General features: G+C 53.8%; 17 protein-coding genes. 12 read left to right on the top strand and 5 right to left on the bottom strand.

The genetic code is table 11. The features are described 5' to 3' along the window. Positions 1-89: 89 nt before the first annotated feature. The 7 genes from ABD931_RS21255 (at position 90) to ABD931_RS21225 (ending at position 7289) form a co-directional block, all read left to right on the top strand. Complete coding sequence (locus ABD931_RS21255; protein ID WP_345269963.1) at positions 90-1796, top strand: PA14 domain-containing protein; 1707 nt, start codon at positions 90-92, stop codon at positions 1794-1796. A gap of 2 nt (positions 1797-1798) precedes the next feature. Beyond that, on the top strand, positions 1799-2140 hold the full coding sequence (locus ABD931_RS21250; RefSeq protein ID WP_345269962.1) for a tRNA-binding protein: 342 nt from the start codon (positions 1799-1801) through the stop codon (positions 2138-2140). Positions 2141-2159: 19 nt separating this feature from the next. Continuing rightward, the gene (locus ABD931_RS21245; RefSeq protein ID WP_345269961.1) at positions 2160-4235 is read left to right on the top strand and encodes a plastocyanin/azurin family copper-binding protein; all 2076 of its coding nucleotides are present in this window, start codon (positions 2160-2162) and stop codon (positions 4233-4235) included. A 265-nt stretch (positions 4236-4500) separates the two neighbouring features. After that, complete coding sequence (locus ABD931_RS21240) at positions 4501-5013, top strand: hypothetical protein (RefSeq protein WP_345269960.1); 513 nt, start codon at positions 4501-4503, stop codon at positions 5011-5013. Between the two features lie 68 nt (positions 5014-5081). Continuing rightward, a complete protein-coding gene (locus ABD931_RS21235) occupies positions 5082-5369 on the top strand; it encodes a hypothetical protein (RefSeq protein WP_345269959.1) in 288 nt (95 codons plus the stop codon). Further along, positions 5366-6718: a M20/M25/M40 family metallo-hydrolase gene (locus ABD931_RS21230; protein ID WP_345269958.1), complete on the top strand. Its 1353-nt coding sequence runs from the start codon at positions 5366-5368 to the stop codon at positions 6716-6718. The genes ABD931_RS21235 and ABD931_RS21230 overlap by 4 nt, the downstream gene beginning before the upstream one ends. A gap of 100 nt (positions 6719-6818) precedes the next feature. Beyond that, positions 6819-7289: a lipocalin family protein gene (locus ABD931_RS21225; RefSeq protein ID WP_345269957.1), complete on the top strand. Its 471-nt coding sequence runs from the start codon at positions 6819-6821 to the stop codon at positions 7287-7289. A 60-nt stretch (positions 7290-7349) separates the two neighbouring features. Here the strand turns inward: ABD931_RS21225 and ABD931_RS21220 are convergent, their stop codons facing one another. Together ABD931_RS21220 and ABD931_RS21215 are read right to left on the bottom strand one after the other, a co-directional pair. Continuing rightward, positions 7350-10982 (bottom strand): ABC transporter permease/M1 family aminopeptidase, encoded by a 3633-nt coding sequence (locus ABD931_RS21220; protein WP_345269956.1) that lies wholly within the window; start codon positions 10980-10982, stop codon positions 7350-7352. A gap of 33 nt (positions 10983-11015) precedes the next feature. Then, entirely contained in the window at positions 11016-11918 is a 903-nt protein-coding gene (locus tag ABD931_RS21215; protein ID WP_345269954.1) for an ABC transporter ATP-binding protein, read from the bottom strand. A gap of 418 nt (positions 11919-12336) precedes the next feature. Here ABD931_RS21215 and ABD931_RS21210 point away from each other — a divergent pair, with 418 nt between their 5' ends. The 4 genes from ABD931_RS21210 to ABD931_RS21195 all read left to right on the top strand — a co-directional run bounded on the left by ABD931_RS21210 (position 12337) and on the right by ABD931_RS21195 (position 17725). Continuing rightward, a complete protein-coding gene (locus ABD931_RS21210; protein ID WP_345269953.1) occupies positions 12337-13506 on the top strand; it encodes a pyridoxal phosphate-dependent aminotransferase in 1170 nt (389 codons plus the stop codon). A 67-nt stretch (positions 13507-13573) separates the two neighbouring features. After that, a complete protein-coding gene (locus ABD931_RS21205; RefSeq protein ID WP_345269952.1) occupies positions 13574-15136 on the top strand; it encodes a flavin monoamine oxidase family protein in 1563 nt (520 codons plus the stop codon). Positions 15137-15326: 190 nt separating this feature from the next. Further along, positions 15327-16331 carry a Hint domain-containing protein gene (locus tag ABD931_RS21200; RefSeq protein ID WP_345269951.1) on the top strand — a complete coding sequence of 335 codons (1005 nt, stop codon included), beginning with the start codon at positions 15327-15329 and terminating at the stop codon, positions 16329-16331. A gap of 188 nt (positions 16332-16519) precedes the next feature. Continuing rightward, positions 16520-17725, top strand: a complete 1206-nt coding sequence (locus ABD931_RS21195) for an NAD(P)/FAD-dependent oxidoreductase (protein WP_345269950.1) — start codon at positions 16520-16522, stop codon at positions 17723-17725. 28 nt (positions 17726-17753) lie between these two features. Here ABD931_RS21195 and ABD931_RS21190 read toward each other — a convergent pair whose 3' ends face one another. Beyond that, a complete protein-coding gene (locus tag ABD931_RS21190; RefSeq protein WP_345269949.1) occupies positions 17754-18536 on the bottom strand; it encodes an MBL fold metallo-hydrolase in 783 nt (260 codons plus the stop codon). Between the two features lie 224 nt (positions 18537-18760). Here ABD931_RS21190 and ABD931_RS21185 point away from each other — a divergent pair, with 224 nt between their 5' ends. Next, positions 18761-19291, top strand: coding sequence for an RNA polymerase sigma factor (locus ABD931_RS21185; RefSeq protein WP_345269948.1), 531 nt, complete (start codon positions 18761-18763; stop codon positions 19289-19291). Positions 19292-19317: 26 nt separating this feature from the next. Here ABD931_RS21185 and ABD931_RS21180 read toward each other — a convergent pair whose 3' ends face one another. Then, entirely contained in the window at positions 19318-22164 is a 2847-nt protein-coding gene (locus ABD931_RS21180) for an ATP-binding protein (protein WP_345269947.1), read from the bottom strand. 339 nt (positions 22165-22503) lie between these two features. Next, the gene (locus tag ABD931_RS21175; RefSeq protein ID WP_345269946.1) at positions 22504-24036 is read right to left on the bottom strand and encodes a SusD/RagB family nutrient-binding outer membrane lipoprotein; all 1533 of its coding nucleotides are present in this window, start codon (positions 24034-24036) and stop codon (positions 22504-22506) included. Positions 24037-24055 lie beyond the last annotated feature (19 nt).

Below are 24055 nucleotides of genomic sequence, written 5' to 3'. Positions count from 1 at the left end.
CAGAAATGCGTAATTTTGACAATTACTCCAGCGCGTGCAATTAAAGCATACGATTGCTGATGACCCTTTGTTAAATCCTGATACTATTTATGTCTAAATTCCCACGATTGCTTCGCTATAGCCTGGCGTTAGCCGGAGCCGGATGGATGATGAGTCCGGTGGCCTTAGCGCAGACGTCCGGCGAAGCGCTGCCCAAGATTGCGCTTGGCCAGATTGCGAATATACCCGGTAACTGGCAGCGGGCCGGTTCGCTCACTACCGGCCCCGATCAACCCAACCTGAAGATCCAGAGCGGTAGCAACCTGCTGGTTGGCACACCGGGGCAGCCGCTGATGCTGGTAAGCCCGGCCGGTGATTTTGCCATACAGATGGAGGTGCTGATGACCGCCGGGGCCGATGCCCAACTGACCTTATCCGATGGCTATTCTGTTAGCCTCAATGACTCGAAAACCAGCAAAGCGCCCGGCCTGTGGCAGACCGTGGAGCTGCGCTACCGGGCGCCGGTGGGCAACCGCCCAGCCATGCTCGAGAAACTGGCCCTGAACGGCGTGACCCTGCAGGAAGGGCTGGTGCTGCCCCGCAACAGCCGGGCGGTTGGCCCCGTGGCGCTGGCCGTGCAGAGCGGGTCGGCGGCTATCCGCAACCTGGGCTATCGGGCCTTGACCAATAAAGAAGTGGCTCGCTGGGTGGGTCCGATCAAGTACACCATTTACGAAGGAGAAATTTTTAGCCGCGATGAGCTGGCCCGCCGTAAAGTTCTGAAAGAAGATACGACCGCCATGCTGAGCTACGAAGTGGCATATGGCCTCCCCGGCAATCGCTACGTGGTTTTGTATACCGGTAAACTGAACGTTGCTGAGAATGAAACGTACCAGTTGGATCTGCAAGCCGGAGGAGTGGCTGGTCTGTGGATTGACGGTAAGCCGCTGATCCCGACCAGCGACGAGCGGCAGTACCTCGGCAGCAGCAAAACCGTACGAGTGCCGCTGACGGCCGGTACGCACGATGTGCAGGTGATGTTTACCCGCTCGTGGCCCCGGCCGGGTCTGGGTTTGTTTGTCTCTAAAGCCGACACGCGCCCGCAGCCGCTGCATACCCTCACGTCATTACCGGAGCCTGACCCCGTCGGAGCCATTACGGTGCAGGCGGCCGCTAAGCCGGAACTGATTCGCTCGTTTGTCCAACTGCCCGGCGAGAAGATGAAGCGGACGCATAGCCTGTCGGTGGGTACGCCCGCAGGTGTACATTATACCGTAGATCTCAACCAGATGGCTCTCATTCAGGCCTGGAAGGGCGACTTTGCCGATGTGACCGAAATGTGGTACGAACGCGGTGAGCCGCAACTGCTGGAGCCGATAGGCACCACGGTATACCTGCCTGGCCAATTGCCCCTGATGGTGCTGAACAACGAGCAGGCTGCCTGGCCCGACAGCCTCGGCGACAACGTGCTAAAATACCAGGGGCTAACTATTGACAAACAGGGTATGCCCACGATGGAATACTCGCTGGCAGGCCTAACCGTGACCGATGCCATTCGTCCCGAGGGTGGTGCGTTGACGCGGACGCTGAACCTGACGGGTAGTGCTACCGCACCGGTCTACTGCCGCATTGCGGCCGGATCTTCTGTTGAAGATCTTGGCAAAGGGGTGTACGCAATTAATGACCGCACCTATTATGTGCGTCTGGACCCGAAAGCGAAACCACGCGTTCGGCAAAGCGGAGGTAAGCAGGAACTGCTGCTGCCGGTGGCGATGAAGAATGGAGCCGGTTCGGTACAATACTCCATCCTGTTTTAACAATGAACGATCAGCCGATTGAGTGGGCAGACTTCGAGAGGGTTGAGATCCTGACGGGTACAATCCTGCAGGCGGAGGAATTTCCTCAGGCCCGGAAACCTGCTTATAAACTCACCATTGATTTTGGACCGAAAGGCATCCGGCGGTCATCGGCGCAACTAACCAGACTGTATCAACCTGAACAACTGATTGGCATGCAGATCGTAGCGGTGGTGAACTTCCCGCCCAAGCGCATCGCCGGGTTTCAAAGCGAATGCCTGGTACTGGGAGCGGTCGCCGAGGATGGCACCGTCACCTTGCTGCAAACCGAACGGCCTGCCGCCAACGGAATACGAATTGCCTAATTTGTAACGACAAATGAGCATGAAAAAATTATTTGGCATTTCTTTAACCTCCTTATTAGTAACCTCGCTGGCGCTGGCACAGACCAAACCGCTGACGGAAGAGGACTATTACCGGATCATTACCTTACCCGTGCCGGAGGGCGTTAGCCTCGAAGTTGGCGGTCTGGCCCCGCTGCCTGATGGCAGACTGGCTGCCTCTACACGTCGGGGCGAAGTCTGGCTGATCAGCAACCCGTATATGCTGGGCAGCCGGGTTCCGACATTCAAGCGCTTTGCCTATGGCCTGCACGAGCCACTGGGCCTGCTTTACCGAGCCAACAAAAATGCTACTCCCGGCAGCAAAGAGCCGGGGTGGTATTTCCTCTGCACGCAACGGGGCGAAGTAACTAAGCTGGTCGATACCGACGGGGATGATGAGGCCAATGAGTATCGGTCGTTCTATAAATGGCCGCTATCGGGTAACTACCACGAGTACTCCTACGGCCCGGTGCTGCTGCCGGATGGTGATATGGTGATTACGCTGAACCTCGGCTGGATAGGCCGCGGAGCCAGTCTGGCGAAATGGCGCGGCTGGATGCTGAAATTAAATGATAAAGGCGAAATGACACCCTGGGCGACCGGTTTACGGTCACCGGCGGGCTTCAATGTACTTCGTGATGGTACCATTTTCTATACCGAAAACCAGGGCGACTGGGTTGGCTCTGGCCGGATGACGCACCTGACTAAAGGTGCCTTTGCCGGTAACGTTGCTGGACTACGGTGGACTAGCGAGCCAAACTCGCCCCTGAAGCTGAAAGTAGACGATGTACCGAGTACCGGTAAGCCTATGCATGAGGTCGCCAAATCGATACCGGACCTGAAAGTGCCGTCCATCTGGTTTCCGCATACGCTGATGGGCATCTCTACGTCCGACATTCAGGAGGATACCACGAGCGGAAGGTTCGGCCCGTTTACCGGTCAACTTTTTGTGGGTGATCAGGGGCACAGCAAGATTATGCGGGTGGCGCTGGAGAAAGTAAATGGCGAGTATCAGGGGGCCTGCTTCCCTTTCCGCGAGGGTTTCCAGTCGGGTATCCTGCGGATGGTGTGGGGGATTGATGGCTCCATGTTTGTGGGCATGACCAGCCGCGGCTGGGCCTCTACCGGCAAAGCACCGTTTGGTATTCAGCGACTGGTGTGGACCGGCAAAACACCGTTTGAGATGAAGACGATCCGCTCCATGCCCGACGGCTTTGAAGTAGAGTTTACGATGCCCGTCGACCGCAAAACTGCCGAAAATCCCGGTTCGTACTCGCTGAACAGCTTCACCTACAAGTATCACCGCACCTACGGTAGTCCCATCGAAGACGCCAAGGTGGTACCTATCCGGGGCGTTGTTGTCTCGGCCGATGGCCTGAAAGCCCGTATTGTGGCGGATACTGTTTTGCGGGAAGGTTATATCCACGAAGTGAAAGCTGAAGGTGTGCGTTCGGCGGCTGGTTTGCCCGTGTTGCACCCGACCGGCTACTACACCCTCAATGCCATCGCCCCCGGCGAAAAGCTGACCATTGCCTCTGCCCGCCAGCACGACCACAGCGCTATGAACGCTATGGCTTCTGCCACTGCGAGTCCTGCCACCGGTAAAGGTAAAGCAACGGCATCTGGCCGGTCAACCGCAGCCGCAACCGGTAAGCCCCAGGCGGCAAAGCGAGTCACCGAGCAGCCTGCCGACTGGACGAACGGACCCGATCAGACAATAACACTGACCACAAAGCCGGGGCTGAAGTTTGACACCGAGAAGGTAGAGGTAAAAGCCGGCAGCCGGGTGAAGTGGGTGTTCAGCAACAATGATGACATGCTGCATAACTGCGTGATCGTAAAACCCGCAACAGCCAACAAAGTCGGCAACGACGCTATGAAGCTGAACCTGAATGGTCCTAAGATGCAGTATGTACCCAACGTATCGGAGGTATTGTACCATACCAACCTGCTCCAGCCCGAAACGGCCGAAGCGATCTATTTCGTAGCACCTACGGAGCCGGGCGAGTACCAGTACGTCTGCACCTTCCCCGGCCACCACACCCTGATGCAGGGTATTCTGAAAGTCGTAAAGTAGTATAGCGGATTTGCATCGCACCGGCGCCCCGGTCCGCCAGCCGCGCCGGCGACTAACCCGTACCACGGAATTGTATTCCGTGTAATTATATCAGGAACGGAATGGAATTCCGTTGTACATATAGGCCGGCTACCGAACCCCTGCGTCCGGTAGCCGGCTTTTTTGTTATTTGCATGAAAAAGCGAAATGATGCGTTATTAAGCCAATTATCCTTTAAACCAAAAGCCAAATCAAAGTGACAGACCGGCTTACTTATCCACTCCTGTTGATCTTATTCTCGTTGCTTCCTTTCGGCCGTGCTTACGCCCAGCGCGATACCTCCCATTACCGAACCGTACCCGTTCCGGCGCATTTGCGGCCAATCGAGCGGGCCGTCGGTTCATCGGCGCTGGGTAGCGTCTATTACTACGGCGGTAAGCGCCTGACCTCGCCCCATTCGCTGGAGGTGCCATTCTATGAACTGGATGATCCGATGGTTAACCGCCACTACCGCAATTACCGGACCTGGACAACTGTTAGCCGCCTAACAGCGGTGGTACCGCTGCTGTATGTTTTTACCCGCAATACCACGGCCCGGCTCAATAGCCGCGAGTATTGGGCAATCTACTTTGGATCATTGGGAGCGTCTCTCGGGTTTACCATTATCGGTAATACGCAGGTTAATAAGGCCGTGATGCGGTACAACCAGATGCTGCGCCAGTCAAGGCTGGGTGTCTCGGCTGTGCCCATACCGATGGGAGGGCAGGCGGTCGGGCTTGGCTATTCAAGAAGTTTTTAAGCGATTAGCCAGTTTAATTTGTAAGTTTATAGAGTGAAAAAGCAAAGCCACGCTGTTCTGGAAAGCTTATGTTCGAGGAGGGACCAAAACTGTTCAACGATGAGTTCGTCTACCGTGAATTATTTTCGGAAGACGAAGCCCGCTCGTTTGCCCGTCCCGAGCGCCAGGTACCTACTACGTTTGTGGCGTACGCGTCTGTCGTAACTTCTTTTATATTTGCCCTTGTTTTGTTTTTTTTTCACCGGCAGGAACGTGAAAAGAAAACCTCCTCCCCGGTCAGGCCGTCAGATTCGCTGATGCGCCTGCAGGAAAAGCCAGTCAAACCTAACCAACCCAGCGTATCCTTATATCAATGAAACATGTTTTTGCTTTGTTGCTGGCGGGCGGCCTCACGGCGACGGCTTCCGCCCAGACTACCGTTGTGCGTGACCCCCAGATCGAGCAGATGCTCCGTGAAGTATCGGCCGACAGCCTCCGGGCACATATCAATGCCCTGGTCAGTTTCGGCACCCGCCATACCCTTAGCACTACCACAGACCCGAAGCGGGGCATTGGCGCTTCCCGGCGCTGGGTGCTCAGCAAATTCCAGCAGTACGCCCGGCAGTCGGGTGGCCGGATGACCGCCATGATCGATAGCTGGACGCTCCAGCCCGATAACCGGCGGATTGATAAGGCTGCCGACATGGGCAATGTGATGGCAACCCTGAAAGGCACCGACCCTACCGACAACCGCATTTTCCTGGTTAGCGGCCATATCGACAGCCGCGTCACGAATGTCATGAACCGCGAAGCCGACGCCCCCGGTGCCAACGACGACGGCTCCGGTACGGCCGCCGTGATCGAACTGGCGCGGGTGATGAGCAAATACCAATTCCCGGCCACCATCATCTTTGTAGCCGTCAGCGGAGAAGAGCAGGGCCTGCTTGGGGCCGAATACCTGGCCGAAAAAGCCAAAACGGAGAACTGGAACCTGGAGGCCCTGCTGAACAACGACATTATGGGCTCCAACCACAGCAACGAAACCAACATCATTGAGAATACGAAGCTACGAATCTTCAGCGAAGGATTGCCGGCGCTTCAGACGGCCGAGCGGGCGGCTAATATCCGGCAGTACGGCAACGAAAACGACGGAAAATCGCGCCAACTGGCCCGGTACGTGAAAGAGGTGGGCGAGCGCTACGTCGATAATCTGGACATTGTGCTGATATACCGCAATGACCGCTACCTGCGCGGGGGCGACCATACGCCGTTTGTGACGCGGGGCTTCCCGGCCGTACGGATTACGGAGATGAACGAAAACTACAACAACCAGCACCAGGACCTGCGCGTAGAGAACGGCGTTGAATACGGCGATTACGCGAAGCATATGGATTTCGAGTATCTCCGCAAGAATACCTGTGTTAACCTGGCGTCGCTGGCCAATCTGGCAAAGGCCCCGGCGGTTCCGCAGACGGTGACGATCGATGTACGGAACCTGACCAACTCGACGGCGCTGTACTGGCAGGCTCCTAAAACGGGTAAAGTAAGGGGGTATTACGTTTTGATGCGGGAGACGCACTGGCCGTTCTGGCAGAAGAAGTTTTTCACGACCAAACTCGGTATGACGCTGCCCTATTCTAAGGACAATTACTTCTTTGCGGTGCAGGCCGTCAGCGAAGACGGCAACGAAAGTTTGCCGGTACTGCCACAACCGAACCTGCGATAGCGTATAGTAGCTTATTCGGTCAGAGTAGATTTACCATATCAAATTTTTTGTACCTTACGTTCGTTCACACATTATTCACTGCTGAAACAGCCTTTTGCTTATGAAACGTTTATTGCTATTATTGAGTCTGGTGGTTGTTGCCTTATTTGTACTGGACTCCTGTACCAAGAGTAATGATCCGGAACCGATGCCGGTGGTGGGGGCCTGGAAGTTAGATAGAATTCGGACCAGTGGGTTTACAGGTGGCTTTGCTTCGTTCAACGGAGACAATGATCCGGCTATTTTCGATTACCAGGATAGCTTTAATGTGAAAGCTGACAAAACCTTTACGGGTACTATTCGCACGAGCGGCCGGGTCATTGATTATAAAGGCAATTGGGAGTTTACCAACAATGAACTGTCGCTGAAAGACGAGAAGGGAAACGAAGATAAATACACGCTCGACAATACGGCAACGCCCGCTCAACTTCTCTCGAAGGCAGTAGCCCAGCGGGATTCGCTACGCAACCCCACTACCGGCCGGGTTGAACTTGTTAATTATAGTCTCCGACTGGTTTATACCAAGCAGTAGCAAGTACCCCGGAATTGTATTCCGGGAATTACAGACCGGAATACAATTCCGGGGTACTTGCTACTCCATCGTCTTCACATTATCATCTGATACCCGGTCAATGAGCTTGTTGTACGGGTCGATACCGGCTTTGGCGGGCTTACCGGCCACAACAAACTCCAGCGTGTGCTCGCCCGGTGCCAGCCAGTGTTTCTTCAGGTAAAGCGGCACCTTGCGGGTCATGCCTTTGTCGTTCTTTACGTCCGGGCCGAAGATGCCGATCTCGATCAGGTCCTTGTCCTTGCTTGCTCCTGTCTCCTTGCCGGCTTTATCGTAATACAGTTTCCTGGTCTGCACCGTCAGGGTTACCTTATACTGGTCGTTTTTCAGCGGCTGCGATTCGGCTTTGGTAACGCGGTTTTCGTACAGCGTGATCTTCTCGAAGCTGTCCTTCAGATAATACCGTAGTGAGTCGGGCGTGGCCGCCTGCATAAAGCTGTACCATTCGCGGGAGGTTGTAAACGGCGGCTGCCGGCGGAAAGCGGCTTTCTGGACGTAATCCCGGAACGCTTTGTTGAGCCGGTCTTCACCGATCAGGTCCTGCAAGCCGTACAGCACCAGCGAGCCTTTATCGTACCAGATATACGCACGGCTATCGTTGTCCAGCAGCGTCTCCTCAAACTTGTCTTCGTTGGAACGGCCGCGCAGGTAGCGGTCCAGCGAATACTTCAGCCGGTTTTGCATTACGTCTTCGCCGTAGGTCTTCTTGAGCACCATCAGCGACGAATACTCCGCCATCGACTCCGAGATCTGATTGGCACCCCGCGTATAGCTTGGCATGACCTGGTGGCCCCACCACTGGTGGGCAACCTCGTGCGCCGTTATGTAATACGCGTAGTCTGTCTTGTCGGGGTTGCTGAAATCAGCCATCCATCCAAAGCTTTCGGTATAAGGGACCGTGTTCGGAAACGACTGGGCAAAGCCGGCGTAGCGCGGAAACTCCAGAATCCGCATCTGCCGGTACTGGTACGGGCTGAAATGCTGGTTAAAATAGTCCATCGAAGCCTTTACCGACGCGATATACCGATCGAGGTTACGGTTGTGCGTCGGATGGTGGAAAATCTCAATGTTGACCGTCTGGCCATCCGGCCCTTTCCACTGATCGCGCTTCACCGCATACCGCGCCGAACTCACGTTCATGAACAGATCCATCGGCCCTTCCATTTTGTAGGCGTAGTATTTGCGGCCGTTCTCCGACCATTCGCGCTGCAGGTAGCCCGGCAGAACGGCAATTTGGTCGGGCGCGGTACTGACCGTGCCCTCAAACATAATCCAGTCGGCATCCTGCGTAAACAGGAAATTGTTTAGTCCCCAGGGGTCGGTTTGGGCAGGCGCTTGATACTGCTTTACCGGCAGGCCGTACTTCTTGCGGTATTTATCGCTGGTAAGTTCACCTCCGGTGTTGTAGCCGAAGTTGGGAAATACACCTGCATCGAAAAAGGTGCCGTTGTGAACGATCTCCCGGTTCAGGCCGCTGTTGGTAAAACCCTGCGGCTGGGCCGAGATGGTCATGACCATGTTCAGGCTATCGCCCGGCATCAGCGTTTTTGGGAGCTTGTAAATATAGTAACGGTGTTTATCATCACCCATCAGCAGTTTAGGGCTTTGCCCGTCGATGGTAAACTGCTCCGTTTGGGCATGCAGGTACTGCGGAGAACCGTAGTTCAGGTGCAGCGAATCGAGCGGCCGGCCGGTTTTGTTCACCATTGTAAAAAGCCCCTGCATTCGCATCCGGCGCTCTTCGGGCACCAGATCAATGGCTACTTTCAGGTCGGTGACCTTCGGCCGGGCTACCCGCTCATACTGGCTGTACTTCTTTTCGTAATCGGCCTGCTGCGCCCGCGACTCATCCACCGTCAGGTACGTGTTCAGGACACTGACGTTGTAGTAGATGTACGCGCCGGCCCCGATCCATACCAGCAGGCAAACCGCCAGCGCCGTTGTGGTGATACCGTTCAGTCGCGACTTGGCCAGTGTCCAGCGGGTTTTGGCGCTGCTCTCCGACCCCCGGTTCCAGAACAGATTGCCTAGCACCAGCAGCACCGCCCCGAACGCCAGCCAGTACAGGTTGAACCAGAACAAGGGTTGCCCGAAATGACCGAAACCGTTCATGTCGGAGATGCGGTAACCAGGCGAATAGCTGTAGAAAAACAGGTTGTAATCCAGTTCGGCAAAACTCCGCAGCCCGAATAGCAGTATCCAGATGCCGATGGTGATGATGTGCCCGGTAAACTTGCTGTTGACCAGAATATGCACAAAAAACGCCAGCATCAGCAGTTGCAGGTACTCCGGAAATTCGATCAGGTAGAGGTCGGTGAAATACGTTCCGAACTCGTAGTTGAAGTATCCTTTCAGCGTCTGGTTCAGCACCCCGCTTACAATCACCAGGTTCACCAGCAGAAAGCACACTCCCGCCAATGCCAGGAACTTGGAGCCATAACTGAGCCAGTTCGGTACCGGCAGCGCATCGGCAATGTTATCAAAGCGTACCGCTTTGTCGCGGTGGACCGATTCGCCGGTGTAGAAGATGATCAGAATAAAGACAAAAAGAATATAATTGAAATCTTTAGCCTCAATCATATAGTAAGTCAGGGGCAGCGACGGCGTTCCAAAGTTCTGGTCGGCAAACCAGCCGTCGAGGAAGAGAAACAGGCCTCCGCCCAGCATAATGGCCCAGAAATACACATCGCGGATAATGTTGGTAAACTCCAGCCGGGCCAGCCGCAGCATGTGGCCAATATATGCACCATTGCTGTAGATCTTTTCCACAACCGGTAGTGAAACCAGCGACTTGGGAGCCGGCAGTGTACCAGCCGTGTCGCCTTTGGACTTGCCCAGCCGTACGGCCAGAAAATCCTGAAAATTGAACCGGTACAGCGTAAACAGAAACACCAGCAGACCCAGCCCGCTCCAGATCAGCCGGTTTTTCAGGAGTTCGCCCGCCAGCGGCACCGTTAGGGTATTCTGCTCCACCGGCGTCCAGTACTTGGTGGCGTTCACAAAGGTGGTGAGCGCAAAAGGATCGAGCAGGCCAACCAGCTCTTTGTTATCCAGGTCCTGGGTCAGCGTATTAGCCACCAGATAGCTGATAAACAGTAGCAGACTACCCGCGTAGGTAACAAAGATGTTGCGGGTCAGCGCCACCAACCCGAAGAAAAGGCTGCCGGTAAAAAACATCGTTGGCACAACAAACACCAGCAGCGGCTGGACGTATTCCCAGAAATTGATGGGACCGAATCGTTCTACATTATCGGCCAGGTTAAACACCGGCCCCATCACCGAGCCGGCGGCAATGCCCAGGCAGGCAAAGGCCATAATAAAGACCAGCACCAGAAATGAGCCCAGATACCGGCCCAGCAGATAGCCCCGCTCCGAGATCGGATAGGTAAAGAAGTACGCGCGGGTATTATGCTCGATGTCGCGGTAGACCGGCACGCCCATCACCGCTGAACTGATCATGGTGGCAAAGATGCTGATGACCGCCAGCATGTAGGCGATGCCGTAGGGCGAGTTGACGTTGGTTTTTTCGGAAGCCGGGCCACTGCCGTAAATGATGTTGATGAACGTAAAAAGAAACAGAATGGCCCCGTAGAGGTAGGTAGCCGGGCGTTTCAAGCGGTATACAAGCTCGAAACGGAAGATTTCAGCAAACATAGAACAGCGTTTGGGTTAGGTGGGGTTAGCGCGTCAGGCGACAACGGCCGTTTTCTTAGTGGCCGTTATTTTAGAGAAGTACACATCTTCCAGATCAGCCTCGACCGGCTCAAAGTCCAGCGGCTGGGTTTCGCTATAGATGTGGATCTGCGTTTTGCCGGCTTTTAATTGGGTAGAAATCACCTGATAGTCATTGCGGAAGGCGTCAAGTTCTACTTTTTCGATGGTCTTTCGCCAGATTTTTCCCTGAATGTCGGCCACAAGGCCGGCGGGGTGGCCTTCGGCAATGACCTCTCCCAGGTTAATAATTGCCATCGCCGAGCAGAGGTTCGTAACGTCTTCCACAATATGGGTCGACAGGATCACGATGGTGTTCTCGCCGATTTCGCTGAGTAGGTTATGGAAACGGTTGCGCTCGGCAGGGTCGAGGCCGGCGGTTGGTTCATCCACAATAATCAGGCTGGGGTTGCCTATCAGCGCCTGGGCAATACCGAAACGCTGTTTCATACCGCCCGAGAAGGTGCCGAGGTTCTTTTTCCGGACGTGCGCCAGGTTCACTTTTTCGAGCAGGGCCTCCACCACCGTTTTCCGCTCTGCCCGGTTGGCAATGCCTTTCAGACTCGCAATATGGTCGAGCATAGTCTCGGCCGTCACTTTCGGATAAACCCCAAACTCCTGGGGCAGGTACCCTAACAGTTTACGGACGTCGTGTTTCTGTCGGAGCACGTCGATGGTACCGGCGGGGGTTTCTTCCAGTACAATCTGGCCGTGGTCGGCTTCCTGGAGGGTGGCAATGGTACGCATCAGCGATGACTTGCCCGCGCCGTTGGGGCCGAGCAGACCAAACATCCCTTGCGGAATGGTTAGGGATACATCATGCAGCGCCCGAACGCCGTTTGAATACGTCTTGCTTAAGTTGGTGATGGTTAGTTTCATGCAGGTAAGTAATTGGGAGGTATAGTGTTATGGCTTAAAGAACGAAAATTTTAGAGTAATACCAGCAGCGTTCCTATGTGAACGGCTCAAACAGGCAGACAAACGGCCAAGCAGAGGCAACCCGGAATGGTTACAGACGGAGGATCATATAATGTACAGGCAATTGTCTCTTGCCTTTTACTAAAAACATGTCTGGTTTAATATAGAACCTACTTTTTCGATTACTAGACGTGATTTCTCAATTTTAGTTCTTTTTCGAACTAAAATTTTGAATTTTTTAAGATTACTCAAAGAAACGCGTATGATTTGAATAGTGTTTTTTGAAAAATACTTATTTTCGGAGCTATTGAGTGTTGTCGATAGAGTAGTGGGAAATATTAAAAACCCATCGTAATATAGTACAATAATTAACCAAGACATGAACCACTCTATCAATCGTCGGGACTGGCTGCGCAACAGTGCACTCCTGGCTACGGGCTTAAGCGCCGGGCTTAGTCAATGGAACCCGTCACTTTCGGCGGCCGCTCGCCAGGAGCAGGCTTTTGTGAACGAGTTTGCCCGGCTTGGTGAAGACTTGCCGGTACTACGGGCGCGGCTGTTCGCCAATGAGAACCCGCATGGTATTTCGCCGAAAGCCCGCGAAGCCCTCATTAAGGCTATCGACGTGGGCAATCGGTATGCGTTCCGGGAAGGCGCTATGCTCCGGGAGATGATTGCGGGAAAAGAGGGTATCAAGCCGGAGAACATCCTGCTTTGTGCGGGATCGTCGGAGTTGCTAATGACGGCTGCGCTGTTCTTTACCGGCCGGGGGGGCAAAATTCTGACCAGCCGACCCACCTACGACGACCTGCTCGACTGCGCCAGTGCGTTTAAAGCTGAAATTGTATCGGTACCGCAGACCAAAGAGCACCGCTATGATCTGAACGCCATGAAAGCCAAACTGGCCTCAACGGAGGGCATAAAGCTGGTTTATATCTGTAATCCCAATAATCCTACCGGTACCATTCTGCCGCCCGATGAGCTGACAGCCTTCTGCAAAGAAGTATCTCAAACAGTGCCCGTGTTCGTAGACGAAGCCTATATCGACTTCCTGGCTCCCGCCGACCGCCCGAACCTGGCTAAACTGGTTACCGAAGGGTACAACGTCATACTGGCCCGTACCTTCTCCAAAATTCATGGCTTTGCCGGGCTGCGCCTGGGCTACGGCATGGCTCCGGCCAAACTGGTTAAAGAAATAAGCGCCTACAACCGGGGTGAATACGAGATTAGTGTGACCACCATTACCGCCGGCATGGCCAGCTATAACGATCAGGATTGGCAGAACTTCTGCCGGACCGAAAACGCCAAAGCCCGCGAGGTGCTGTACAAAGGCTTGCAGCAACTGGGCTACGAGTATGTGCCCTCCTACACCAACTTTGTGCTGTTCCCGATTCGGATGAAAACGAAGACGTTCGAAAATCAGATGTTCCGCAACGGCGTCGGTACCCAGACCCGAGACTTCGACAACCAGCCCTGGTGCCGGGTAAGCATCGGTACGGTCGATGAAATGAACATCTTCCTGGATGCATTTAAGAAAGTTACTTCTTAAGAGTTAAGAGTTAAGAATTACCAGTCACCAATAACTCATAACTCTTAACTCCCTTTCTCCTCCAACTATGACGCGACGCGACTTTATCCAATCAACGAGTACCGCTTATGCCAGTATGATGGCGTGGGGGCTATTGAAGCCCGCTCCGGCCGAAGCGTTTGCTTTGCCGCCCAACGGCACGCAGGACGGCAAAGCCCGCAAAGTGATTATCCTGGGTGCGGGTCTGGCGGGTCTGGCTACCGCCTATGAGCTTGGTAAGCTGGGCTATGACTGCACCCTGCTCGAAGCCCGCAGCCGTTCCGGTGGCCGGGTCTGGACGGTGCGGGGTGGCACCAAAGAAACCGAACTTGGCGGCACCGGGCAGACCTGCCGATTTGAGGACGGTTTGTACTTCAACGGTGGGGCGGCCCGCATACCGCACCACCATCAGCTTACCATGCATTACTGCCGGGAACTGGGCGTGCCGCTGGAGATCTTTAACGGGGCCAACGAAGCCGCCTGGCTGTACAACGACGGCGGCACCGGCCCGCTCGCCAACAAACGGATGCGCATCAAGGAGTACCATAACGATATGCGCGGCTATACGAGCGAACTGCTCGCCAAAGCTTTCGATCAGTCGGCGCTGGACCAGCAACTTACGAAGGAAGATGTCGAAAAATTAGTTGACTTCTTAAAGAACGAAGGAGACCTCAACACCGCCAAACTCTACAAAGGCACCAACCGCCGGGGCTACAAAATTGAGCCTGGTGCCGGCCCCGTCGCCGGTGAACTGACCGACCCTTACGGGCTGACCGATCTGCTGCATTCCGGCTTTATGCAGCCCGTATTTTATAACGTCGGTGAGTATACCTACGAGCAGCAGGCCACACTCCTGCAGCCGGTAGGTGGGATGGACGCCATTCCGAAGGCGTTTGAGAAAAAGCTGACCGGCAAGATTCTCTTTAATGCACCGGTGAAAGAGCTTCGTAAAACGGAAACCGGCGTACGGGTAGTGTATACCCAAAACGGTAAACCCGCCGAGATCACCGGCGAGTTCTGCGTCTGTACGCTGCCGCTACCGGTGCTGAAGAATTTGGAATCCGACCTGTCGGGTACGGTGAAGCGGGCGGCTGATTTTGTGCCCTACATGAAGACCGGTAAGATCGGCCTCCAATTCAAGCGCCGGTTCTGGGAAGAGGAAGAAGGCATATACGGCGGCATCTCCCGCACCAACATGGACATTAACCAGATCTGGTACCCGTCGTTCGGGTTTATGGGCAAAAAGGGCGTGCTGATCGGCTATTACAATTTCTACAGCCGTGCCGAAGCCGTGGCTAACCTGCCCATCAGCGGTCGGGAGAAGCTGGCATTGGAGCAGGGCGGCAAGATCCACCCGCAGTATACGCAGGCGTTCGACAACTCGTTCTCGCTGGCCTGGCACAAGATTCCCTACAACGAAGGTGGCTGGGCCTTGTACGACGACGCCATCCGGCGAAAGTACTACGCTGCCCTGACCGAACCCGACGGCAACATCTATTTTGCCGGAGAGCACACCACCTACCTCACGGCCTGGATGGCCGGAGCCCTGACCTCCGCCCGCCGGACCGTCGAAGCCATTCACGCCCGAGCAGGGCAGTACACGAAAAAGTAATCCGGTTTTTCAAACCGTTTGGTACGGTAGTACCTAAATAGAGGAGTACTTAAACTGCGCCGGCTAAATAGCATCGTGAGTGCGCTATGCTTATAACTGACCTGTTTTGACTATTTTGTAAATGAAACACAGGCGGATTTGGAATCCGCGATACTAACCAAAAGCGGATTGCAAATCCGCTGTACTAACTATGAGAAACATCAACCGCCAATTTCCCGCTATTCTGCTTTTGTTTTTTGCCGTAATGGTAATTCAGTCGTTAAGCCAGCACGTCTGGGCACAGACCGCGAGCGCGGGCATGACGCTCGACCAACTGAAGGCAATTAAAGAGATCAAAATTGGTAGTCTGGAGAAAGATACCTATTTCAAAGCCGGAGGCTTCATTCTGGATCGTTATGAAGAACGACCGGCCTACGTCTTTAACTACAGCGACGGTATTTCCCGGAAAATTTACCTCTATAAGGTCTTCAATGCCGCCGATACCAAAGAACTCGGCCTGCTGGCGCTGTACCAGAACGGTAAAACCAACCAGATTCTGCCCTTCGTTATCCCCGGTGCCACGGCCGACCGCAAGGCCTGGGATGCTTACATTGATGACCTGAAATACATAGGTGAGAAAGAAGCCGGCCTGATGTCGGCGCTTGGTTTTGTGCTTTCGCGGGAGATGGCCCTGCTGATGGCCGGTGGTGGTCCCAAAGAGGAAGGGGGCGACAAGAAAAAGGAAGAATACAACTTTTGTTTTCCCGCCAACGCTCAGGTAACGCTGGCTAACCGGGAGATTAAAGCCATTCAGGAGATCAAACCCGGTGATGCTGTTATGGCGTACGACAACGGCCGGATGGGGGCTACTACCGTGCGGGAGGTGCAGGTGCATGATGCACAGGATTTTGCCATTACCGCCGTCTGGCTAACGGTCGGCGACGAAGTTACCGCATCTACCCGTTCTGCACTTACTGCCCCTATGGTGCTGGAGGCCACAGCTAACCACCCGGTGCTGACGGCTACGGGTAAAAAGCGGATGGGCGATCTGAGGAACGGCGATGTGTTGTACCGCTTTGATGAGACATCGACCTCGGTTGTGGCCTGGAAAGTGGCTATGGTGCAGTCCCGTGCCCGGACGGTGAAAACGGTTTACAACCTGGTTACGGAAAAAGGCAGCTTTGTTATAAATGATTTTGTCGTGCACGATAAATAAGCCATCAAGAGTTTACACTTCGTCAATGGAGCAGGCCGGCCCGCAAGGGCCGGCTTTGCTTTTTGTTTAATGCTTAATAAACAATTCTGGTCCACATACCGTAGTTTATAAGATAATACTCAGAACACAGGTGGGGCTTCAGTCAGGATCTGAACAGAGCCTCATCATACTCAACGTTACGAAAAAGTATGAATGTTCGTTCGTCCGATACTTACTGGCTGTCCAGAGACCCGGTACCTACCCGTTACTCGTCTCTCCGAAGGGCAGTTGACTGCGATGTATTAATTATCGGTGGGGGCATTACCGGTGCCCTGGTCGCTTACGAACTGGTTGAAGCCGGCATCAACACCATACTGATTGATAAGCGGGAGGTGGCCCACGGGAGTACAGCCGCCAGTACTGCCATGATCCAGTACGAAATGGATGTGCCGCTGCATCAGCTCATCGACCAGATTGGCGAAACAGATGCCGTGCTAAGCTATACACTTTGTTTGCGGGCCCTGAATCGACTGGCGGAGGTGGCCAAAAAGATGGATGCTTCCGGTAGGTTCCACCGCCAGGAAAGTTTGTACTTTGCCGCTCAGTGTGAGGATATCGACGAATTAAAGGAGGAATGCATAACCAGGAGCCGGTACGGATTTCCCGTCAACTGGCTCGACCAGAAGGCGCTCTGGCAGCAGTTTGGTCTGGTGGCTGCGGGCGGTATCCTGTCGTCGGCCGGGGCTGAGCTCGATCCCTTTGCATTTACCCAGCGCTTACTGCTATACCTGACCCGGCAGGGCTTACAGGTGTTTGAGCATACAGCAGCCGAAGCGCTTACCTATCTGGAACAGGGCGTGCAGGTACAAACCAGCCAGGGCACTACAATTACGGCCAAAAAGGTGGTTTACGCCACGGGCTACGAAGTACCGGAGCGGCTGGTTGAGGCCAACGACATCACCATGCTCAGTACCTACGCGCTCGTTACTGCGCCCATTCCCCACCTGACCGAACGGGTGAAGAATACCCTGCTTTGGGATACCGCTCATCCGTACTTCTACGCCCGCAGCTCCGGCGGCAACCGGCTGCTGCTCGGTGGGGGCGACGAAGATCTGGTCGAAGCCGGGCAGCGGGACAAGCTCATTCCCCAAAAGCAGCAGCAACTCCTCGACCGCTTCAACGAGCTATTTCCGGACGTGCCCGCCACGGCCGAGCTGACCTGGGCGGGCACCTTTGCCGAAACTAAAGACGGCTTGCCCTACATTGGCGAACACCCGCGTTATCCGCACAGTTACTACGCGCTGGGATTCGGCGGCAACGGCATCACCTTCAGCCTGATAGCCGCTACCGTCATCCGCAACCTGTACCAGCACGGTCACTGCGACTATGCCCGGCTGTTTCGTTTTGGGAGATAAAGAGATAACGAGTGAAACGGCCACTCTTTCACTCGTTATCTCTTTCACTCTTTATCTCCAGCACCGGCGTTTCCTGAAAGCGGGAGGCAACCATCACTGTAGTGCTTCCGGTATGGGCTTTAAACAGGTCGATGGCTACCTGTGGATTGTTATTGTCTCTGGAGAGATGCGAGAGTAGGACGTGGCTCATATAGGCTGGCCGATGCGCTTTAAAGAGTTCCAGCGCCTGCTGGTTGGACAGGTGCCCCTGACCACCCCGGATACGTTGCTTCAGAAAATAGGGGTACCTGCCGTGCTCCAGCAGGTCCTCGTCATAATTGGCCTCCAGAAAAGCGGCATGGCACTGCCGGAAATGGTCAATAACGTTGTTGCAGGCTCGGCCGATATCGGTAAACACGCCGACGCGGGTACCCTGGCAGGTAATCAGAAAGCTGTGCGGGTCGGAGGCATCATGCTGTTTGGGAAAGGCTGTAATGCAGAGGTCGCCAATCCAGACCGGCACCGTGCTTCGTAGCGACCGGATGGGAAACCGGTTCTCCGGTAAGTAGCACTGCCGTAGCGTACGCGGGGTGATATACACTGGTAACTGATACTTCTTTGCTAACTGACCGATGCCGCGAATATGGTCGGTGTGCTCATGGGAAACAAAGATAGCTTTTACTGTTTCGAGCGATAAACTCAGTCGTTCCATGCGCCGTTCGGTTTCCCGGCAGGAAATTCCGGCATCAATCAGCACCGCTTCCTGCCCGTTGCCGATGTAGTAGCAATTGCCGTTGCTGCCCGAATTCAAAGAGGTTATATATAGTGGCATATTGGCAGAAATGAGCTAAATTTCAGCAGTGTAATAACTATTTTTATATAAAATAGACACATTTTTAGGTTATTGTCCGAAAGTTGAGAGAGAATGTCTGAAACTTAAGATTGTGTGTAACTACAGGTAATTACTTTTGCATACAGTTACAGATAAGAAAATATTTGTTTTCGATTCTTTCTCTATAGTAACTGTAACAATACCTAAACGCAACAAAATTGATCATGAAATTATCGTACACAGCTCAGGAATCTGCTCATCGATTAGTAAAGGAAACGGATGAGTTCGATCAATTGTATAAACAATACGTGGGCCGGGTTTATAAACAATGTCTTTCCTTTACAAAAGATTCCAATCAGGCAGAGGATTTCACCCACGATATTTTTATGAAAGTATACGCTCGCATTGCTGATTTCAAACAACAGTCGGCCGTGTCGACCTGGCTGTACTCCATTACCCGCAATCATTGTCTGGACCAGTTAAAGTCCCGGAAATATACCGCCGAAAGCCCATTGGCCGAGGATATGGACTACGCGGAAACGCCCACTGAAGACGACCGTATGACCCGGTTGCAGGCGTTTATCAACACCCTGCCGGCCGAAGAAGTGCAGTTATTACGGCTCAAATATGAGCAGCAGGTGACCTGTAAGGAACTGGCCAGGCAATTTAACCTGACCGAAAGCGCCGTGAAAATGCGGCTGAAGCGGCTGAAGGAAAAAGTTATGACTTTATACGAGCAGTCGGCCATGGAGTAGCCGGCCGCCAGGCTTCGGTGTTGGAGCTATTGTTTTAGTGCCGGGTGTCCCTGCATGTACTGCGTGGGGGTAAATCCGTAAAATTCTTTAAAACACTGACCAAAATAAGAAGGCGTATCAAACCCCACCCGGTCAGACGTTTCCCAGATGCCGAAGCCGGCTTTTAATAGCTCGGCGGCTTTCTTCAGCCGGTAATTCCGGATTACTTCCCGCGAGGTAATTCCCAGCAACGACGACAATTTCCGATTTAAACTTCGCGAGCTCATCGAGACGGCAGCGGCCAGATCTTCTACCCCAAACTGTTTATCTTCCAGGTGCTCCTCCAGAATGTGATAAAGCTTCTGGAGAAATGCGTTTTCAACCGCATTCGCTTGCTGAGCGGGGGCAACCTGAGCCAGTTGTTGGTTAAAGTAACTACGCAGTACCATCTGGTAATTGAGCAGGCTGCTTACCCGCAGTTGCAGTTCGTCATGACTGAACGGTTTGGCCAGAAAATCGTTGGCCCCGGCTGATAATCCTTCAATCCGGCTCTCCAGTGAAGCTCTGGCGCTGAGCAGAATTACCCCGATATGGTTGGTCAGACTGTTTTCTTTGATCGCTTTACAGAGGCTGTAGCCGTTCATGCGGGGCATCATAATGTCGCTGATAACCACGTCGGGTAACTCCTGTCGACATATGTCCCAGCCCTCTTGCCCGTCGGAAGCGGTTATGATCCGGCACAGATCCAATAGACCTTGAGCAATATAGTGGCGCAGTTCCGGATTATCCTCTACAATCAGGGCGAGCGGTTTAGCAATCGTACCGGGTTGCCCGTTTGCGCTGTTGGCCAGCAGGAGTTGCCCTTCGTAGGTAAGTTCAGGAATCGGATCGGGTCGGGTGGAGAACGAACAGTCTGGCACCAGGGGTACACCCGCTGCGGTACGCAACGGAATGTCGATCCGGAACGTAGTCCCCTGACCTACCGTGCTCGTTACCTGAATGGTGCCCGTCATCAAATCGGTTATTTCTTTAACGAGCGCCAGCCCAATGCCGGTTCCTCCAGAAAAGGAATTGGTTGGGTCTTCTACCTGGTAAAACCGTTCGAAAATTCGGGGCAGACTAGCGGCCGGTATACCTTTGCCAGTATCGGTAACCGTCAGAGTGGCTGTCCATACATCCTCGGCTGAGGGTGTAAAGGTCAGACTGATACGGATGGTGCCACCGGACGGGGTAAATTTGAGGGCGTTGGAAAGCAAGTTGTACACCATTTTCCCCATTTTATCCGCGTCGAACAAAACCTCTTCCGGAATGGTGTCGGATTGGAAAAACAGGCTTACGTTTCTGGTGTCGGCTGCTGGCCGGAACGACTCTACCACATCCCCGACAAAAAGCCGGAGGTCTCCCTTTGATTCGCTAATCGTCATTTTCCCGGCTTCCAGTTTAGCCAGATCCAGCATCTGATTGATGAGCTGAAGCAGATGCCGGGCGTTTCGCAGTACGGTCGACAGGGATTTGCTGAGCAAGGCGCTATCGGTGGTGCCGGTGTTCAGCAATTGCTCCACCGGCGCAATGATCAGTGTAAGGGGCGTACGAATCTCATGGCTGATCGACGCCAGAAATTCACTTTTGACCCGCAGACCTTCTTCCGCCTGTTCTTTGGCCTGCCGGAACGCAAATGCAAACCGGTATGATAAAATAAGGGATTGTAGAAAAAAGAAGCCAATGTAGCAACCCAGCAGCACGGCCCGTTCGGGCGACGCAACACCCAGGTATTTCAGGATCACGACCGTCACCACTAAACCAAAAAGCCCGGTACTGATGAGGGCATACTGGGCACCCGGGCGTTGGTTACGGGCGGCCGTCCAGTAAACATAAAGGGCATACGCAATATACAGGCTGACCAGACCCAGGAACGGGTTTATCAATAAAGTAAACAATGTAGAGGGTGCCAGAACGGTCACGGCCGCAAAGCCGAAACAAATACCGGCCATTACCTTTACCAGTTGCGGGTAGGTATCTCTGGGGTACATGGCACCGGTGTACAGCGCAAACATGGCTACACTCAGGTACAAAGTGAGGTATTCGAGGTAAATTGCCACATGCCAGTTCAGCCACGGCAGCAGTGTGTGCAGGGCGTACTGATCTGAACCGACCAGGCGATAGCTGTACAGCAGGCAGAACAGCGAGAAATAAAGAATAGAAACCTCTTGCCGGTTATACCGGTACAACGCCAGGAAGAAAAGCCCGCCCATGAACAGGCAGCCGGCGACCAGAAAATCAGTGGCGAGGTTAGCATGCTGTTTCCACTCAAGATTGGCCAAGGTCCCCAGCCGGATTCCGCGGTAAGGGCCACCTTTTGCATGACGAAAGTTGCTGATCTGTAGCAGCAGATGAAGCGTGTCGCCGGGTGGGAGGGCTCTGACTTGGGTAGACCAGAAGGGCGTGGAGGTTTCCAGGCTGGTACCCGGTATGCCACTGTGGGCGATTTCTTTGCCGTTGACCAGCAGGCGGTAGGCGCTGTAGCAATCCGGCAGCGCCAGGGCCAGCGGTTCTGTCTGAGGGGGCAGAAGAATGGTTAATTCGTACGTGGCATAGCCCAGGGCCGGAACCGGCTGACCGCGCCAGGTACTTTGGTTCCATGTTTTCGGAAAGTGCGTGTATTCGTACCCGGTCTGGGAATCGGCAGAGGTCCGCATCTGCTGCCAGTACCACTGCCATTCGCCCTGTAAGGGTATGTCTTTACCATCAATCTTGTACGCCCGGAGATCCAGCAGCCCTTTTCGGGCCACAGGAGACTGGGCATAAACACCGGTTTTCAGAATGAAGAAAGTACTAATCGCTATGAGTAGCGTACGGAGCCATATCCAGCCGGAAAAAAGCGCGAAGCTGTTCATAAGTCGGTCGTGGTAAATAGGCGGTGGGTAAGCTAATCAGGGAAACTATTACCGCTGCTGCTTCTGCCAAACCCGTCTGGTAGTAGTTTGTCTATACGTGGTTTTAATCGTTCAGTAATTATTACTAGGATTTATAACGAACAGGTATGGTGCTTTACATGAATTAAATGCTTTAGAATATGAATCCCGGTAGGTAAATGTATACCAAAAAATTAGTTAAGTCAATATATCGGTTGCATAATAATGAAATTGACTATTCCGGCCTTTCTGTTAAACCAGCAAAAGAGGCTATCCCTGCGGTAGCCTCTTTTGCTGGGTAAGCTATCTACCCATCGCGGCTTAGTCGACATCCCAGAACAGGCGGGTCGCCAGGGCGTCGATGTTGCCCTGCGCTTTTACGTTTTCGCCGTTGGAGCCGGATTCCGTGTTCGGGTAATAGAAGCGGAGCGGCCGCTTGTTGTCTACCACCTGAACGCTCTGTGGCGTAACGGGCAGGTCGGTACGCCGGTATTCCGACCAGGCCTCCAGCCCGCTGAAGTTGGTCAGCGCAATCCACTTCTGGTAGGCAATGGCCTCCAGTTTGTTGCTGGAAGCCGCCCAGTCGTAGTTCTTGATGCCGCTGCCCTTAAACTCGGTTCCGGTCGACCCTTTCACCCCCAGGGTGCGGAACGACTGTGTAATGCCGGCCTCGAAGTACGATTGCGCAGTACCCGGTAGCGTTACGTCGCTGTAACGTTGCTTAGCTTCGGCTAGCAGGAACTGCACTTCGGCCGCTGTCATCAGAATAAATGGCCGGTTAAACTCACCTTTCACCAGCAGACTTGGCCCCAGTGAGGTGGTGTTGGCCGGCAGGTAGCCCGAACTGGCTCCAAACGGCGTTCCGGCGTAATTGGCCGCAATCTCGGCCCGGGTACTCACGCCGGGGTTCGAGCCGTTTTCGCCTCCGTTGGCGTAGGCAATCCGCTTCATACGCAGGGTGTCGCCGTTAGCTTTCAGGTTGTCGATCAGAAACTTGGTTAACCGAGGGTAGTTGTTCAGGGCCCGCTTGGCACCGTTGGCGTCGTACCCCCAGCGGTCGTAGATCGGGTTTAGCTTGCCGGCCGTAGCCAGGTAAAAGGTAGAGCCACCCAGACCAACATCTTCGCCCGTGATAAAGCCGGAGCCTTCGGTGACAATCTTGTTGATCTCCGTTTTGATGTACGATTCTTTGCCGGTTACCCGCGACTGACGAATCAGAATCCGCATCTTGAGCGAGTTGGCAAACTGGGCCCATTTGGTGGTATTACCCCGGAAAATCAGATCGGAGCCGGTGAAGGCACTGGCAAACGGATTGGCTTTCAGGTCGGCAATGGCTTCGTCCAGCAGCGGGATCAGGGCTTCGTACACCGCTTTCTGATCGTCAAACTTCGGAGCCAGTACTTTGCTGCCTTTCAGCGCATCCGTAAACGGTATGTTGCCATACATATCCACCAACTGCTGAAACAGCATGGCTTTCATCACCTTCGACGGCCCTTTCAGGAATTTCTGGTTGTAGGAATCGGCATTATCGATCACGAACTGAAAATCCTGCAGGTTATCGTAATAATTATCCCAATAGTTAAAATCACCGTTGGTGAAGTTATAGGCAAACTGGGCCGTATTGATAATGTACCCGTTCGACTGGGTCCACTGGCCCGACCAGTACGAGCCGATTTCGTTGGCCCCCAGCATGTTGCTAACCGAGGTCGCCGTGTTTATAGCGTTGGTAAACACATAGTTGGGCGAGGCAGTCGGCAGGGTATTGGGGTTGGTATTGATGTCCAGGAACGACTTGTTACAAGCCACTCCGGCCAGCGCTACAAACGCTATTATAAACAATGATTTTACTTTCATGACAAATGAACTGTTAAAA

The sequence above is a fragment of the Nibrella viscosa genome (assembly GCF_039541875.1).
GTDB lineage: Bacteria > Bacteroidota > Bacteroidia > Cytophagales > Spirosomataceae > Nibrella > Nibrella viscosa.
The sequence above is the reverse complement of the archived record's forward strand: the minus strand, read 5'-3'. Positions and strand labels throughout refer to the sequence as shown.

Excerpts from the sequence above, each read along its gene's own strand:
- ABD931_RS21185 (WP_345269948.1), top strand. The coding sequence starts at position 18,761 with ATGAAATTATCGTACACAGCTCAGGAATCTGCTCATCGATTAGTAAAG.
- ABD931_RS21220 (WP_345269956.1), bottom strand. The coding sequence starts at position 10,982 with ATGTTTGCTGAAATCTTCCGTTTCGAGCTTGTATACCGCTTGAAACGC.
- ABD931_RS21210 (WP_345269953.1), top strand. The coding sequence starts at position 12,337 with ATGAACCACTCTATCAATCGTCGGGACTGGCTGCGCAACAGTGCACTC.
- ABD931_RS21190 (WP_345269949.1), bottom strand. The coding sequence starts at position 18,536 with ATGCCACTATATATAACCTCTTTGAATTCGGGCAGCAACGGCAATTGC.
- ABD931_RS21195 (WP_345269950.1), top strand. The coding sequence starts at position 16,520 with ATGAATGTTCGTTCGTCCGATACTTACTGGCTGTCCAGAGACCCGGTA.
- ABD931_RS21235 (WP_345269959.1), top strand. The coding sequence starts at position 5,082 with ATGTTCGAGGAGGGACCAAAACTGTTCAACGATGAGTTCGTCTACCGT.
- ABD931_RS21200 (WP_345269951.1), top strand. The coding sequence starts at position 15,327 with ATGAGAAACATCAACCGCCAATTTCCCGCTATTCTGCTTTTGTTTTTT.
- ABD931_RS21250 (WP_345269962.1), top strand. The coding sequence starts at position 1,799 with ATGAACGATCAGCCGATTGAGTGGGCAGACTTCGAGAGGGTTGAGATC.
- ABD931_RS21215 (WP_345269954.1), bottom strand. The coding sequence starts at position 11,918 with ATGAAACTAACCATCACCAACTTAAGCAAGACGTATTCAAACGGCGTT.
- ABD931_RS21180 (WP_345269947.1), bottom strand. The coding sequence starts at position 22,164 with ATGAACAGCTTCGCGCTTTTTTCCGGCTGGATATGGCTCCGTACGCTA.
- ABD931_RS21255 (WP_345269963.1), top strand. The coding sequence starts at position 90 with ATGTCTAAATTCCCACGATTGCTTCGCTATAGCCTGGCGTTAGCCGGA.
- ABD931_RS21245 (WP_345269961.1), top strand. The coding sequence starts at position 2,160 with ATGAAAAAATTATTTGGCATTTCTTTAACCTCCTTATTAGTAACCTCG.
- ABD931_RS21205 (WP_345269952.1), top strand. The coding sequence starts at position 13,574 with ATGACGCGACGCGACTTTATCCAATCAACGAGTACCGCTTATGCCAGT.
- ABD931_RS21175 (WP_345269946.1), bottom strand. The coding sequence starts at position 24,036 with ATGAAAGTAAAATCATTGTTTATAATAGCGTTTGTAGCGCTGGCCGGA.
- ABD931_RS21225 (WP_345269957.1), top strand. The coding sequence starts at position 6,819 with ATGAAACGTTTATTGCTATTATTGAGTCTGGTGGTTGTTGCCTTATTT.
- ABD931_RS21230 (WP_345269958.1), top strand. The coding sequence starts at position 5,366 with ATGAAACATGTTTTTGCTTTGTTGCTGGCGGGCGGCCTCACGGCGACG.